Below are 13,749 nucleotides of genomic sequence, written 5' to 3'. Positions count from 1 at the left end.
TCTCGGCCCACAGGTCGTCCGAGACGATCCACGGCGGCTGCTCACCTCGCCTCACGGCCGATCACTGTAGTTGATCGTCCACGAGGGACAAATCCACCTCCGCCCAGATCATTCTGTTAGGAGTTCTAAGTACGCCAGTCCAGGGCGTCGAGCAAGGCCGCTGCCAGGGCCGACCGGTTTCGTGCGCCGATCCCCTCCAGTGCCCTGTGCACAATGCCCTCGGCGTCCTCGGACAGTTCCTGCGGACCCAGCATGGGCAGCATCAGGATGAGCCGCTGCGCCCAGGTCAGCTGCTCATCCGGCAGCGCCGCCGCGGCAAGCAGCTCCGCCCAGGTCATCGCGGACGTGAACCCGTGGCCCTCGACCGAGGTGACCACCTCCGCCGGCCGACCCGGCCGCTGCTCCACGAAGTCGAGCCCCGCCCCATCCTCGATGTTGCGGTACACGATCCGTAGCCACGCGTCTCCGTCGAGGCGAACCGAGATCACCGGCCACCGCTCGAGGTCGTCCAAGACGGCAGCCATCGCGTGGTAATCCGCGGCCGGCACCTCGAAGGCGGTCTCCGACTGTGGGTAGGCACCCAGGGGTCCCGACAGGTAGTGCCACCAGAAGGCGGGGTATCCCACCACACCGTCTGCCGCGTACACGGTCGCATCGCACTCGACGTCGTAGTCAGGCGGCGCCATGGTGGTGTAACCGGGGATCGTGAACGCGGGTCCGATGGTCGGCGCCATGGCCCGCATTCAACACGAGACCAGAACGACGACTGGGCATCGCCTGGATCGAGCCTGCCGCGTGGTCGAGCAGGCGGGCCAGGCGGTCGGGGTCGGCGAGCGTTGTCACGTGGCCGGTGCGCGGCAGGTGCACGATCTGGCCGTCGCGGCAAGCGGTAAGGAAGGTCTGCTCGTCGGCCCGGAACGGGTCACGGTCGCCGTTGATCAACCAGACCTTGCCTGGGTACGCCCGAAGGGCGGCGAGCTGGTCGTGCTCGGCGATGGCGTGTACCACGTCAGGCATGGCCGCGCAGGCGAACCCGCCGTCGATGACAGCCTGCGCGGCCTCGAGTGGCAGCGCGTACCGGAAGGCGACGGCGCTGAGCTTGTCCGCTTGGCGGGGGAAGCGCACGGCGAGCCCGGCGGCCGCCCGGAACGCCCAGTTCATCGCGCTGTTGCGCGCGGTGCAGCCGATGGCGACCAGGCCGGCGACGCGCTCCGGGAAGCGTTCGGCGGTGGCGATGGCGACGTAGCCGCCCATCGACAGCCCGGCCACGATCGCCTGCCCTCCGGCCGCGTCGATCGCGTCAGCGACGGCTTGGGTGGCCGCGTCGAGGGTGAACCGTTCGCCTCTGCGGGTTCCGTGACCGGGCAGGTCGATGGCGTGCGCCGGGTGGTGCAGCCGGTCCTGGACGGGCTGCCACATGGTACGGCTGAGGCGGATGCCGTGGAGCAGGACGATCGGCAGGGTCATGCGGGATCCCCTTCCGTGAGCGGATCGGTGCGTCGCACTGGCAGTAAAACACAACGCAACGTTGCGTTGCTATGATCGCCGTCATGGCACCGCGCAAGCAGCAGCAGATCTTCGACACGACGCTGACGATGCTCGCCGAGACGGGATACGACCGGCTCACCATCGAAGGGGTGGCGGAGCGGTCCGGCGTGAACAAGACCACCCTCTACCGCTGGTGGCCGTCGAAGGCGGCGCTGGTCGCCAACGCCCTGATCGAAGCGCGCGCTCTCGAGTTCGCGGTTCCGGACACCGGTTCCCTCGAAGGGGACCTGACCGAGCTGGCCAGCCGCATCGCGGCGCTGCTCACGACGTCTCCGTCCGGGGACATCGCGGTCGCCGCGCTGGCCGCCTCGGCCGGTCACCCAGAGCTCGCGACGAGCGTACGGGGCTTCTTCGCCGACCGGCTTGCTCGGGAGCGGCCGATCTTCGAACGCGCGGCCGCCCGCGGCGAGCTGGCCCCGGACACCGACCTGATGACGATCGTCGACCTCATCGCGGGAGCGATCTGGTTGCGCGTGGTCTTCCGCGGACTACCCGCAGACAGCGCGTTCGTGTCCCACATCGTCCAGACCGTGCTGCGCGGCATCTGCCGCTGACTTCCTCAGCACCAACCAGACCGTCCAACCTGGACTTTCCAGTCTGCCGGAGGTTTGCACGGTGGGGCGGCATCTGGCGAGCCCGCATACCCTGAACGGTCGGCACCCAGGAGCCCCACCTACGCGTCCTGGCTGTTCAGCGCCCGAGGACGTCCACCAGTTGCTGCCCAAGGCCGGTGCACGCCTCCACGTCCAGGCGATACGTCACGTAGCGTCCGCGGCGCGCCGAGATCAGCAGCCCGGCCGCCTTCAGCACCGCGAGGTGTCGGGACACCTCCGGCGCCGTCACCCGCCACAGGTCGGCCAGCTCGCCGGTCGTGTGCGGACCTCGGGCGAGCGTGCGGCAGAAACGTAGCCGCAGCGGGTGCGCAAGCGCGGTCAGCCGAGCATCCAACTCGTCCACCCGCAATACCGGGCGCGGGTTCCAGCCCGGTGCCGGGTACTGCAGCACGGGCAGCCAGCCCGGCGCATACACGACGGTCATGTGCGGCGCGCCGTACGCGCTCGGGATGAGCGTCATCCCGCCACCGCGACCGTCGGCGGTCTGGTCCTGCAGCTTGTCGATCGTCAAAACGCCGCGCGCGGTGTCGACCCCGATCGCGTGCGAGATCCGACCGAGGGCGCCGATACCCTCGCGCGCCAGGTCGACGCGCCGACGGTTGGCCTCCTCGACGAGCGCTGGGCGCACGCGTTCCCAGACCGCGCCAAAGAACGCGGACTCGCAGGCGAGCAGGAACCGTCGTACCCGCTCGCGCTCGACGGCCGGATCGGCGAGCACCCGCTCCGCCCACGCCGCCTGCCGCGGCCCTCGGGCGCGAGCCGCGGCCAGCGCCCGCTGCCGCACGATCGGGTCACGCAGCGGCGACCACGTTCGCGGCGCCGGTGAGACAGCTCGGTGGGCCGCGAGCGCCGCAGCAACCCAGCGCTCGTCGTCCAGGCGGTCGACGTCGTCCAGCTCACCGCGCAGGCTCGGCCGCGGATCGGACGGGAACAGGAAGTCGGCCCGGCCGGAGTCCCAGAGCAGACCGAACTCCTCCAGGTCGGGAGCCAACTCTGCGGGCAGGGCAGCCGCCATCGCCGCCACCGCCGCGGCGGTGTCCGGATGATGCTGCGGCTCCGCGAGCACGTGCAGCACCGCGCCGAGCTCCGCCAGCGGCGACGGCGTTATCCGGATCCGATCGGCTGGTACGCCGGCGATGTCGACCGAGGTGACCACGGTACCGATCATGGCAGGGGCACGCGCCCGGACAGACCGATTGACGTCGCTCGTCAATCGACGCGCCATGGATTGACGACGCCAACCAACCTGGGCCCCTTCGCAGCCGTACGGCCGGACGATCGGCGCCGTGACGACCACCCGTACGACGCTTCGTGAGCTGGTCCGCATCCCGGGCGGCGGCCGCTACGCGCTCAGCGCCACAGTCGAGGCAGCGACCTCCGGGATGCTGCGCCCGTTCATCGTGATCTACGCCGTGCTGATCGGGCTCAGCGCGCAGCAGGCCGGCATGACGCTGACCGTCGGCATGCTGGCCGGCCTCGCCGCCGTCCCGCTCGCCGGACGGTGGATCGACCGCGGAGCGCGGCGGTCCCCCGCCGTCGCCGCGCTACTCGTGCGGGCGGCCGGGTCGCTGCTACTTGCCCTGGTGCCCGGCACCGCCGGCTTCGCGATCGGTGCCGTGCTCATCGGCGTCGGCACGCAGATCGCTCCACCCACCAGTTCCGCGCTGGTCGCCGCGCTCGCCGGCCCGTCCCAGCGTACGGCGGCGCTGGCCGCGGGCCGCTCACTGCGCAACGCCGGCCTGGGCGCCGGCGCCCTGCTCGGCACGGTCCTGGCCGCGACCGGGCCGGAGGTGCTCCGCTGGCTCGCGCTGGCGACGGCGCTCGGGTGCGCGTTCGGCGCGGCGGTGATCGCCCGGGTGCCGCTGCCCCATCACGACGTTCCGGCCCCCATGCCGGCTGCGGCAACGAACGAAACGCCCGCTGCTGGCCTACGCGCCGTCACCGTCCTGGCCCTGGCCGGCATACCGTACGCGTTCTACGCCGACATCCTGGAGATCGCCCTGCCGCTGCTGCTGGTGCAGAGCCTGCACGCGTCCCTGGCGTGGTCCTCGGGCATCTTCGTCGCCAACACCGTCATGGTGATCGCGCTGCAACTGGTCGTGGCCGTACGCCTCGCGAAGCGGCCCCACCGTACCGTGCTCTTCTGGTCCGGCCTGCTGCTCGCCGCCTCCTACCTCGCCTTCTGGCTCGGCCAGGCGACCGGCGGCGCCCCCGGCACGGTGCTCGTCGCGCTGGTCATCGTGCCCTACACGCTGGGCGAGATCCTCTACACCGGCAGCAGCGTGCCGCTGGTGATCGAGTCGGCACCGCCACACCTGATGGGACGCGCGCTCGCCCGCTGGCAGCTCAGCTACGGCCTGGCCCGGGCCGTCGACCCCGTCATCATCACCGGTCTGCTCAGCCTGGGCGCGGCGGCGCTGTGGCTGCCGATGGCCGCCGCGACCCTGCTGGGCGCAGCGACGGTGCGCCTGGGCACTCGGCGGCAGCCCCCGCACCGTTCGCCTGGGCGGTCCACGGTCGTGGCGTAGGTTGCCGATGTGGCGTTGATCGCCATCACCACGGTGGTCCGCGCGCCGGTGGAACACGTCTTCGACCTCTCCCTGGACGTCGACGCGCACACCGCCTCGATGGCTGCCTCGGGAGAGCAGGCAATGGACGGCGTCCGGTCCGGTCGGATGGCCCTTGGCGAGACGGTTACCTGGACCGCTCGACACTTCGGCATCCGCTGGCGGATGACCTCCAGGATCAGCGCGTACGATCGCCCCCGCCGGTTCGTCGACGAGCAGGTCGCCGGCCCGTTCCGCCGTTGGCACCACGAGCACATCTTCACCTCGGATGAGGCCAGTGGAGCCACGATCATGCGTGACGTCATCAACTTCGCCGCCCCCTCCGGCGTACTTGGGTGGCTGGTCACGAAGATCTTCTTGCTGAGGTACGTGCACCGGTTGATCGAGGACCGGAACTCCTACCTTGTGAGGGCCCTCGCCAGCTGAGGCCGACTCGCGCTGGCTTCCGAGCTGCACGAGCCGGCTCACGGGTGGACGGAAATAGGAGCGTCTACCTCACCGATCAGAAGCTGTCGAGGCTGACCTCGTGCATCGTCCCGTCTGGCCCCATCCGGAACCTCTGCGGCGGACCCATTGCCTGTAGCACCTTCGCGTACAGGGCTTCACGGGCGGCCTGTTCCGCCCCGGACGGGTCGGTCACACGGAAGCCGTGCAGATGAACAGCCTCCCTGTCGATGTCGCCCGGCTCCGGGCGCCCCTCGACGATGAAGCCGAACAACGCGCGCAGGGCTTCCTCGCCCAGCTGAAGGGGATGGAACGGCAACGGGTACGGTCCCTGGTCAGGCCAGCCCGGCACGGGTTCGACCGGATGCTCGCCCGCCCAGTAGGGCAGCTCGAAATCGAACGGCTCGCCGATGTTCTCCTGGACGCCACTGCCCGGTGACAGGCTCAGCGATCTGATGAGCACGTCGTTCTCCCAGACCGCGAAGGCGAGGGAGCCGGAGACCGAGTGCATCCCGTGCATGACGATCCGTCTGCCCGCTCCCGCTTTGCGCAGGTGGTCCGGCAGCTCAGACGGCGGGTCGAACACCAACCGCCAGTCGCAGAACAGCTCCAGCCCGGCGAGCTTCGTCACATACGTGATGTCATCAGGCGGGTTGACGTCGTCGAACAACGTGCCGTCGTCGGCCGGCTCCACGACGTAGCCCGGGTGGACCCGACGTACCAGTGCCTCGGTCTCGGATCGATCCGAGCGCGTCGCACGAAGCAACGCAGAGCGGATGTCTCCATCGGCGAATGCCAGCAGGGCTGTCTTCGCCCCCACGTCACTCCCCCAGGTCTGCGGCTGCGGACAAGTGCCTGCACACTACCCGGCGACGCCCGGCGCCGAAGGCATCGACGCCGGGCTTCCTAATCGGGTGTTGGCGGGCTCGGGAGGGTCACCTGCCGGCGAGGGCGGGTTGGAGTTTGTGCCGATCCGCCGTGCCTCGGCGTCGTCGTGACGCGTGAACAGGTGCTGGGCCACCACATCCAGCGTTTGATGTCCAGGGTCGCGCTTCCTGAGCATGCGTCGCATGGCGGTGCTGGCATCCTTGGGCGGTGTTCTCATCTGATCAGGTAGGCGCCGTCTTCTTCGACGTCGATGGCACCCTCGTCGCGAGGACGAGCTCCTCGGTCTTCCTGGCGGGCTTCCTCGGGCATCGTGAGGAATTGGCCAAGGCTGAGGACGCGTACGCCACGGGTGTGCTCGACAACCGGCAGGTCTCCGAGTTGGATGCTGCGGGATGGGCAGGGGTGCACGAGGAGCACGTTTGTGGCTGGCTTGCAGGGCTTCCCCTGGTCGCGGGCATCGCGGAAACGGTGGCGTGGTGCCGGCGAAACGGTCTGGTGCCTGTGCTGGCGACTCTGGCCTGGTCCCCGGTCGGCAGCTACCTGGCCGACCGCTTCGGTTTCCATTCGTTCAGCGGGCCGCAGTTGGAGACCGCCGAGGGACGGTTCACGGGTCGCGTCGCCCGCCACTTCGACGAGTACGACAAGCGTGACTTCGCGCTGGCGCAGACACGAGAGCTGGGGTTGGATCCCCGCTCGTGCGGGGCGGTCGGAGACAGCCGGTCCGACCTGCCGCTGTTCGCGTCCGTCGGGTTGAGTGTGGCGTTCAACGCCTCGACCGGCGCGCGGACGGCGGCGACGGCCACGGTGGACGACGACGATCTGCGCGGTGTGCTCCCGGTCTTGAGCAAGTTGGTCACGACCACTCGTTGAGCGCCGCCGACAGCTGCCGTCCTCAGAGGCCCGAACTTCTCGATCACGATGAAGATCTACAGCCAGGTCTCTCATGGTCCGCCGCCTGGGCCGCCGCGATCGTCACCCAGCTAGTCACCCGCCTGCTCGGCACCCGGACCATCCCGATCTCCGGCCAGGCGTTCGACGAAGTACCGCGCTCCACCATCTCCGGAACGCGCTCGCTGTCGCAGATCCTCCAGCCGGCCTTCCTCGTAGAGCAGCCGGTTCAGCCGCCTGCCCGCATGCACATCACGTTGGCCGAGAGCTGCCAACTCGACATGACGGCCGGCGCGCGCAAGCAGATCCATGTGCCACAGGTGTGCGTTGTGGCGCTCGTGGTCGGTGCTGTAGCACTCCGCAACGGCACCAAGCACCGCGATTGCTCCGTCCCAGTCGCCCTGCTCCTCAGCGACGCGCGCAGACTCAGACCAGTGAGGCACGGACATCATCGTAGGCAGCGTCGACCCTCGGCTTGGGAGTCGGGTTGATCCACACTGCGGGTGGCCGTGCCGTCTGAGAACGGCCCGCGAACGCTCATGGGTCTCGCATGCGGCGGACGGGGGCGGGCGCTCATCACACAGGCCGCCCAGATCAGGGTGGCAACCCTGCTTAGTGGCCGAGGGTGCGGTAACGGAGGTGAACGACGCCGTTTCGGAATCGGCGCTCGTCGAGGAGCGCGAAGTCGGCGCGCACGCCAGTGGGCAGCCCCGGCTTGCCACCTCCGACGGCCGTGGGCCAGACGAACAACTGGCACTCGTCAACCAGTCCTGCCTGCATGGCTTGCGCCGCCAGGTTAGCGCCTCCAATGGTGATGTCGCTGCCGGCCGTGGCCTTCAGCTGGTGTACGGCGGCAGGGTCGAAACGGCGCTCCAAGCTGGTGGCGGCCGTTGACACCTCGGTGAGAGTCGTGGAGTAGACGACCTTGTTCGCCGCTTGCCAGACGCTCGCGAAGTCAGCCATGAGGCCGGACTGCGCGGCTAGCGAAGCGTCGGTTTCCCAGACAGCCATCGATTCGTACAGGCGCCGCCCGTACAGGAAAGTACCCACGGACCGCAGGAGGTCGGTGGTGAACGTGAACACCTCGTCGTCGGGCGGAAACCAGGCGAAGGCTCCGCTCTCGTCCTCGATATAGCCGTCGAGCGACACATTCGTTACGTAGATCAGCTTTGCCATGCCTCTACCTCCCGGTCCACGTAGGACCCGATTGGGATGTCACCCTCGCCTGCCAGCTGGTCGAGCATGACGGGTCGCGCAAGATGCTCTCCGCCTCTCCGTTCTACGAACGGCGCGGCCCGGATCCGACGCCATCCCGAGAGAAAGTTCCACCGGATCGTCAGCTGGGTCGGCGCACGCCAACGGTGTCCGCTTCCGTCGCTGGGCCGGGCGTCTTGACCGGGATCGAGTCCTCGGCGCTGAGGCATAGTCACTCAGCTACGACACGAGGGCACATCCATCGATTGGATGTGCCCTCGGAGCTGCGTCGGGACGGCCGGATTTGAACCGACGACCCCTTGACCCCCAGTTTTACAACGATTCTGTCACGCCATGCCGGAACAGCTCGATACATCCGCATACCCGGACAGAACGACATCACGCATAACGCCCCAATGCCATTTCATGTCGGCCGATCCTCCCCCGCCGTGCCGTCGCCGTTACCGGGTCCGTTACGGCGAACTGTCAAGGACCCGCCCTGCCGCCCCGTCCAGGCTGCCCTGTTGAGGAGAACACTGCCTGCAGAGCGTCCTAGGATAAAACTGACGAGGCATCCGGGCGCTCTAAACCTGCGTACAGACGGGCGAGTCGGCATTTGCGAGCAGCACACTCTCAAGGGCTAGGGCCGAGTTGGCCTGGGTATTGCCGGCCGACGAGCACCTGTCGCGCTAGCCGCGGCGTTGCCACAAGCGGCGCTTCCTGGGCAGCGCGGGTTCCTCCTCGTCGTCCTGCCTGGGGCGGGCCAGCGCCGCGGCCGCCACAGCCCGGTCGTCCGCACGGCAGCCAGGCGTGACGAGCAGCAGCTGCGCCAGCAACTCCTCGATCGTGACCAGCCGATCCGCCGCCACCGCCGCATCCAGGCCGAACACGGAAGAGCTGGCGTACCTCCTCCTGCAGGGCCGGTTCCCGGTACGCGGCGGTGACGAGCGCGAACAGCGCCGCCTCGGCGACCGAGGCCTCGACGCCGAAGCCGAGGTCCACCACGAACCTCGTGCCGGGCCGGGTCGGCCGAGGTCGACCACGGCTCGTCCTTGACGTAGTGCAGGATGCCGAGGTACCCCGTACCGTCCGGAACTTTTGACGCAGTTGACTGTGTGCCGGGTGAGTGGCCACCTCGGTTTCGGCCGACAAGCGCTCACCAGCGAGCGGCCGCGTCAACATGTGCCCGGCCGTTGTCGGGGTTCCTGGCGAGCTCTTCCCATTTGACGAACTCTTCGTCGATTAGATTTCCGGCCGCGACGATGCGGTGTTGGATCGCGGTAGGTGGTAGCGCGAGCGGCAATTGGCTGAGACTCCTCTTGCTGATGCTGGATCGCGACCCGTGCAAGGTGTTGGCGTTCAGCCATCCCTGCACGTCGGATCGGCCGAGGTACCAGGCCAGGTACTCCGGCGTGACCCCCGAACCCGGGCGCACCCGTATGCAGGTGTCGCCCATCAGCCAACCGGCTTCCTTAGCGGTGACGGTGCCGAACCGTTTCGTATCACCGACCCGGACCAGCAGGATGTCTCCGCGCCGCAGCTGGTAACGGTCCAGCCGCCGGACGGTCCAGTCGCCCACCCGCTTCTTCAGGTCTGGTGCGATGCCACCGTCGCGGATACCTCCGGCCATGACCATCGGAACACCGTCCGGCAGGTAGTCCGAGTCGCGCAACCGGGCAGTCGATGGGCCGGGTTGGATCTCACATCGCTGATCCAGTGGGCCTACCCACCAGTCGGCAGGCACTGCACCGATGAGACTGTCCCTGGTCGTTTCCGCCCCGGGTGCCGGTCGGTAGTCGGGTCGGTCTCCGGTCGGGGCGGGTGCCACCCCGAGCAGCGAGACCAGCCCGGCTCCACGGCGGTCGGGGACTTCGGCCGGCGCCCGTTGGTCGGGCAGCGCCGATGCCGCCGAATGTGGACGCCGAGGCTGATAGGTGTCGGGCTGGAGGGCGTACTCATGGTCGCGGACCTCGTCCCGAGTGACCGTGATCGCGGTGACCGGTGAACTCCCCTGGGACAAAGCAGCCGAGCCAGCCAGCCAGCGCCGGTAGGCATGGAGGATGGCGGTGCACCCGGCCTCGGTCAGCATCCGGTAGCTCCCGTCACCCCGCGTCGCCTTCCGGGCGTCGATCAGCAGGATGTCCTCGCGCGGCGGCTGACCGGGGTGCGCCAGGATCCACACCGTGACCGGGACCGCGGTCTCGCGGAACAGGTTCCTGGATAACGTGATCACGCACCGCACGAAACCGTGCTCGACCAAACCCCTGCGCACCGCTAACGCCTGGCCACTGAGACCGGAGGCGAAGGGGCTCGGCATGACCACCGCGGCCCGGCCCTGCGGCCCCAGCGCAAGTGCCACCGCCTGCAACCAAGCCGAGGCGGTGTCATACGGCGCCGGCCGACCACACAACCACTTCCACCCGGTGCGCGACGCAGGAACACTCCACTCCGCCTTACCGAACGGCGGATTAAGCAGCACCACGTCATACCCGCCCGGTCCAGCGTCTACCTCGTTGGCGTCGGCTGGCGGCCCATCTCCCAGATCGCAATGAAGGTCATGGATCACCGTGTTGAGGGTGGCCAACTGCCAGGTCCGGTCGGTCGTCGCCCGACCGGTCAGCACAGTCGACGCGCCACCCATGGCCCTCTCACCGATGCTGGCCAGGTGCCGTCCGGCCTCCACCAACAACGTTCCGGGGCCGCAGCACGGATCATGCACCCGCTGCCCTGGCCGGGGATCGACCAGGCGCACCATCAATCGGGCCAATGCGGCGGGTACCAGATATTCGTCCGGGCTGCTGTGCCTGCGACGGGCGAACTGGTCCAACAGAACGTCGAACGTGTCCGCGGCTGGCATCGGGGCCGCCGAAAGCTCCTTCACCAACTTCGATAGACAGCCCGGCCACCAGTCAGTCGGCAAACCGCGCAGCTTCTCGGTCGCCGCCGCTAGCTGCTGCGGAAGCCGCTGCGTCACCTCGATGACCTTGGCCTGGGTGTCGGCGCGCGATGCCCGTTGCAGTTCCCCCCAACCGGCAGGATCGACCTTCCGCACGCAGAGGAGCGACAACACGACTGCCTCGAAGGTTATCGGGTCCGTGTCCACCGGCAGCTGATCCGCCCAGGCCCGCAGCCGCTGCAGCAGCTCAGCCGGCCACCGCTTTGCTTGAGCTCGGACATCGGGCGCAGCGGCTAGCCCGACGGCAAAGCGGAAGCGCTGCCCGTAAGTCATGCCACGAGGATCGTCCGCGCGCCGGGCCTTCTGATGGATCTTGCGCCCGTCCAACCATTCGGCCACTGCATCGACCTGGTAACGCAGCCGGTGGCCGTCCCTGATCGGCTGGGGGAAGGACTGGGGGTGCCGGCTGGCCCACAGGCTGACTGCTTGCTCCTCCACCCCGGCCGCCCGCGCCACCTCCGCGCGGGTCATCCACCGCCGGTCCGCGGCTGTTTTCCTGGCCTCCCCGGCGTCGAGGCTGGGTCGCCCGGTCATCGCCGGCCGGTGCGCCATGCGCGGATCAACTGGACCAGATGCCGCGTGCGCCGCTCACTCGTGATCACCCAACCGACGAACATCACCAGTACTCCGACAGCCATGAACAAATAGGGCCGTGGCCAGCCCTCGATCACCCCTGCCAGCCAGTCCACCATCGCTGACCTCCTCCCTGCTATCCACTGGGGTCGAAGGTAAGTCCACCTACGGCATCGCGGCGCGCGCGGATACAAGATTGGCCACTTTTGTTTCGGTAGCATAGGCGAACCGCGGCAGGCCAGTTGGGGCCGTTGTTTCTACCGACAAGGGCGCCCATGCAGGTCGCGGACCCTTGGCGTCCGGGCCCGACACTTGGTCTGATCGAGGGCCTCGTCCGCACCCATCCTCGATTCGTCAAAGGGCTTGATCCCTCGCTGCCCCTTTCAGAACGGGAAGGCCGGGTAGGTGGTTAGCCAGCCCTGGACCTCGTCCATGTCGTTGCCCTGCGGCGTCAAGGCCACCTCCGGCATCTTCAGGGGCAGCTTGGGCTTGCGGCCCGGCGAGTTGCTCGGTTACGAGCTGGCCGAATCCCTGAGGGTGGCGATCGGGGTGGTGGCCGCCGCGGTGGGTGATGCCACCTGGCTACTCGCCGTTGCCGGCTGATCAGAGCCTCGCGCGAGCGCGGAGCCGACGGCGAGGTTGAGCAGCAGCGCACCCTCGGACAGCAGCCAGCGCACCTACGCTGATTGCACCTGCCCATCCGGCTCTAGCGTCCAGCCGAGCAGCGCGGCAAGATGCGCGGGTGGCCGTAAACTTCGTGCTGACCGAGGCGCGTGACGTGCCGCCCGGTGACCCACTCGGGCGCACCTGGGTGGGGTGGAAGGCGACCGCGACCGACGATGAGTTGTGGGAAATCAACCGCGGCGTCTGGACTCTCGGGAGCCGGGTCGACGGCGAGCGAATTGCGACCCTGTCGTTCGACGGCCGTGTGCAGGTCGTCGCGGAGATCGACAGTCGCACCCGCCACGATGTTGACGGCGCGACGAAGTGGGCGCTGTTGGGCCGGGTGCTGCGCCCCGGCGACCCAGTCCATGATGCGCTGAAAGGCAGGCCGACGCCGCGGCACCGCAACCCGGTGAGCTACTTCGACACTACGGCGCTGGATTCACTCCCAGCCGCCGAACGGGCCGGCCTCGACCGGCGTGAGCGGGTCACGATGGTGGTGACGTGGAACCCCGAGCGGTGGAACCCGGACGGCTGGGCCGAGACCGTCTACCCGCGTGACGTCGAGGCGGTCGAGTCGGGGCGGATCCTGCGGCGGCAGTGGGCCACCGGGAACCGCAAGACCGGCATCGAACCTGGCGACCGCGTTTTCTTCTTGCGGCAGGGGCCCGAACCTCGCGGCATCATCGGCAGCGGCACCGCCACCAGCCGAATCTTCCCGGCCGAGCAGTGGGACGACAAGCGCGCCGACGAGGACGCCAACTACGTACTGATCGACTGGGACACGCTCCTGCTGCCGGAGGACGGGCTGCCGCACGCGTTCTTGGTCGGCCAGATCCCCGAGGGCGCCCCGTGGCGGCCGCAGAGCAGCGGGTGGGTACTACCGCCGCGCGCCGCCGCGAAGCTCGAAAAGCTCTGGGCGGACCACCTCGGCCATCCGGTTCCCCTGCCGGCACGCGGTTCGCCTCGACAGGGCTGGCAGATGGATCCCGCGCGGCGCCGGAAGGTCGAAGACGCCGCCCAGCACCGGCTGATGGACTACTTCCGCGACCGTGGCTGGATCGTGCGGGACGTCCGGTTCGGCAATCCCTATGACGCCATCGCCACCAAAAAAGGCCGGACGCTGTGGCTGGAGGCCAAGGGCACCGAGACCGAGGGTGCAGCCGTGATCGTCTCACGCCGCGAGGTGCAGTGGGCCCGGGACCACGTCGGCGACTGCGTGCTCGGCATCCTGTCCGATGTCGTCTTCGGGCCAGACGGTGAAGTCGACCCGGCGAGCGGAAGATTCCGGGTTTTCACCTGGAACCCGGACGGCGGCGCGCTCTCTGCCCGTGACTTCGACTTCACGCCGGCCGAGGCCGACCGACAGGGCTGATGCGGGTTGCCGGCAGCGGCTTGCGGTGATGGTAGCGCG

At 68.8% G+C, this 13,749-nt stretch carries 15 protein-coding genes; 6 read left to right on the top strand and 9 right to left on the bottom strand.

Going from position 1 to position 13,749, the window contains the following annotated elements:
• Positions 1-125 precede the first annotated feature (125 nt).
• Entirely contained in the window at positions 126-734 is a 609-nt protein-coding gene (locus D7I43_RS25345; RefSeq protein ID WP_147427300.1) for a hypothetical protein, read from the bottom strand.
• Positions 673-1,467: an alpha/beta fold hydrolase gene (locus D7I43_RS25340; protein WP_120331065.1), complete on the bottom strand. Its 795-nt coding sequence runs from the start codon at positions 1,465-1,467 to the stop codon at positions 673-675. The genes D7I43_RS25345 and D7I43_RS25340 overlap by 62 nt, the downstream gene beginning before the upstream one ends.
• 83 nt (positions 1,468-1,550) lie before the next feature.
• Between D7I43_RS25340 and D7I43_RS25335 the strand changes: the two genes are divergently transcribed.
• Complete coding sequence (locus tag D7I43_RS25335) at positions 1,551-2,102, top strand: TetR/AcrR family transcriptional regulator (protein ID WP_120331079.1); 552 nt, start codon at positions 1,551-1,553, stop codon at positions 2,100-2,102.
• Positions 2,103-2,238: 136 nt separating this feature from the next.
• Here D7I43_RS25335 and D7I43_RS25330 read toward each other — a convergent pair whose 3' ends face one another.
• Positions 2,239-3,459 (bottom strand): ArsR/SmtB family transcription factor, encoded by a 1,221-nt coding sequence (locus D7I43_RS25330; protein ID WP_204985289.1) that lies wholly within the window; start codon positions 3,457-3,459, stop codon positions 2,239-2,241.
• Here D7I43_RS25330 and D7I43_RS25325 point away from each other — a divergent pair.
• Together D7I43_RS25325 and D7I43_RS25320 are read left to right on the top strand one after the other, a co-directional pair.
• The gene (locus D7I43_RS25325) at positions 3,449-4,690 is read left to right on the top strand and encodes an MFS transporter (RefSeq protein WP_120331064.1); all 1,242 of its coding nucleotides are present in this window, start codon (positions 3,449-3,451) and stop codon (positions 4,688-4,690) included. The two genes, D7I43_RS25330 and D7I43_RS25325, sit on opposite strands and share 11 nt — an antisense overlap.
• Before the next feature lie 9 nt (positions 4,691-4,699).
• Entirely contained in the window at positions 4,700-5,155 is a 456-nt protein-coding gene (locus tag D7I43_RS25320) for an SRPBCC family protein (protein ID WP_120331063.1), read from the top strand.
• A gap of 76 nt (positions 5,156-5,231) precedes the next feature.
• Here D7I43_RS25320 and D7I43_RS25315 read toward each other — a convergent pair whose 3' ends face one another.
• The gene (locus tag D7I43_RS25315) at positions 5,232-5,993 is read right to left on the bottom strand and encodes a DUF6928 family protein (protein WP_120331062.1); all 762 of its coding nucleotides are present in this window, start codon (positions 5,991-5,993) and stop codon (positions 5,232-5,234) included.
• 275 nt (positions 5,994-6,268) lie between these two features.
• Here D7I43_RS25315 and D7I43_RS25310 point away from each other — a divergent pair, with 275 nt between their 5' ends.
• Positions 6,269-6,931: an HAD family hydrolase gene (locus tag D7I43_RS25310; protein WP_120331061.1), complete on the top strand. Its 663-nt coding sequence runs from the start codon at positions 6,269-6,271 to the stop codon at positions 6,929-6,931.
• A gap of 110 nt (positions 6,932-7,041) precedes the next feature.
• Here the strand turns inward: D7I43_RS25310 and D7I43_RS32525 are convergent, their stop codons facing one another.
• The 5 genes from D7I43_RS32525 to D7I43_RS33115 form a co-directional block, all read right to left on the bottom strand.
• A complete protein-coding gene (locus D7I43_RS32525; protein WP_147427299.1) occupies positions 7,042-7,401 on the bottom strand; it encodes a hypothetical protein in 360 nt (119 codons plus the stop codon).
• A 160-nt stretch (positions 7,402-7,561) separates the two neighbouring features.
• Entirely contained in the window at positions 7,562-8,125 is a 564-nt protein-coding gene (locus D7I43_RS25300; RefSeq protein WP_120331059.1) for a dihydrofolate reductase family protein, read from the bottom strand.
• A 707-nt stretch (positions 8,126-8,832) separates the two neighbouring features.
• The gene (locus tag D7I43_RS25295) at positions 8,833-9,033 is read right to left on the bottom strand and encodes a hypothetical protein (protein WP_120331058.1); all 201 of its coding nucleotides are present in this window, start codon (positions 9,031-9,033) and stop codon (positions 8,833-8,835) included.
• A gap of 266 nt (positions 9,034-9,299) precedes the next feature.
• Entirely contained in the window at positions 9,300-11,651 is a 2,352-nt protein-coding gene (locus tag D7I43_RS25290) for an N-6 DNA methylase (RefSeq protein ID WP_120331057.1), read from the bottom strand.
• Complete coding sequence (locus tag D7I43_RS33115; protein WP_192902264.1) at positions 11,630-11,791, bottom strand: hypothetical protein; 162 nt, start codon at positions 11,789-11,791, stop codon at positions 11,630-11,632. The genes D7I43_RS25290 and D7I43_RS33115 overlap by 22 nt, the downstream gene beginning before the upstream one ends.
• Before the next feature lie 313 nt (positions 11,792-12,104).
• Between D7I43_RS33115 and D7I43_RS32825 the strand changes: the two genes are divergently transcribed.
• Together D7I43_RS32825 and D7I43_RS25285 are read left to right on the top strand one after the other, a co-directional pair.
• Positions 12,105-12,275 carry a hypothetical protein gene (locus D7I43_RS32825; protein ID WP_158610155.1) on the top strand — a complete coding sequence of 57 codons (171 nt, stop codon included), beginning with the start codon at positions 12,105-12,107 and terminating at the stop codon, positions 12,273-12,275.
• 139 nt (positions 12,276-12,414) lie between these two features.
• Positions 12,415-13,710 carry a protein NO VEIN domain-containing protein gene (locus D7I43_RS25285; protein WP_120331056.1) on the top strand — a complete coding sequence of 432 codons (1,296 nt, stop codon included), beginning with the start codon at positions 12,415-12,417 and terminating at the stop codon, positions 13,708-13,710.
• Positions 13,711-13,749 lie beyond the last annotated feature (39 nt).

Source organism: Micromonospora globbae, from assembly GCF_003610785.1.
GTDB classification, from domain to species: domain Bacteria; phylum Actinomycetota; class Actinomycetes; order Mycobacteriales; family Micromonosporaceae; genus Micromonospora; species Micromonospora globbae.
Note: the sequence above shows the minus strand (reverse complement) of the source record. Positions and strands in the feature narration are given on the sequence as shown.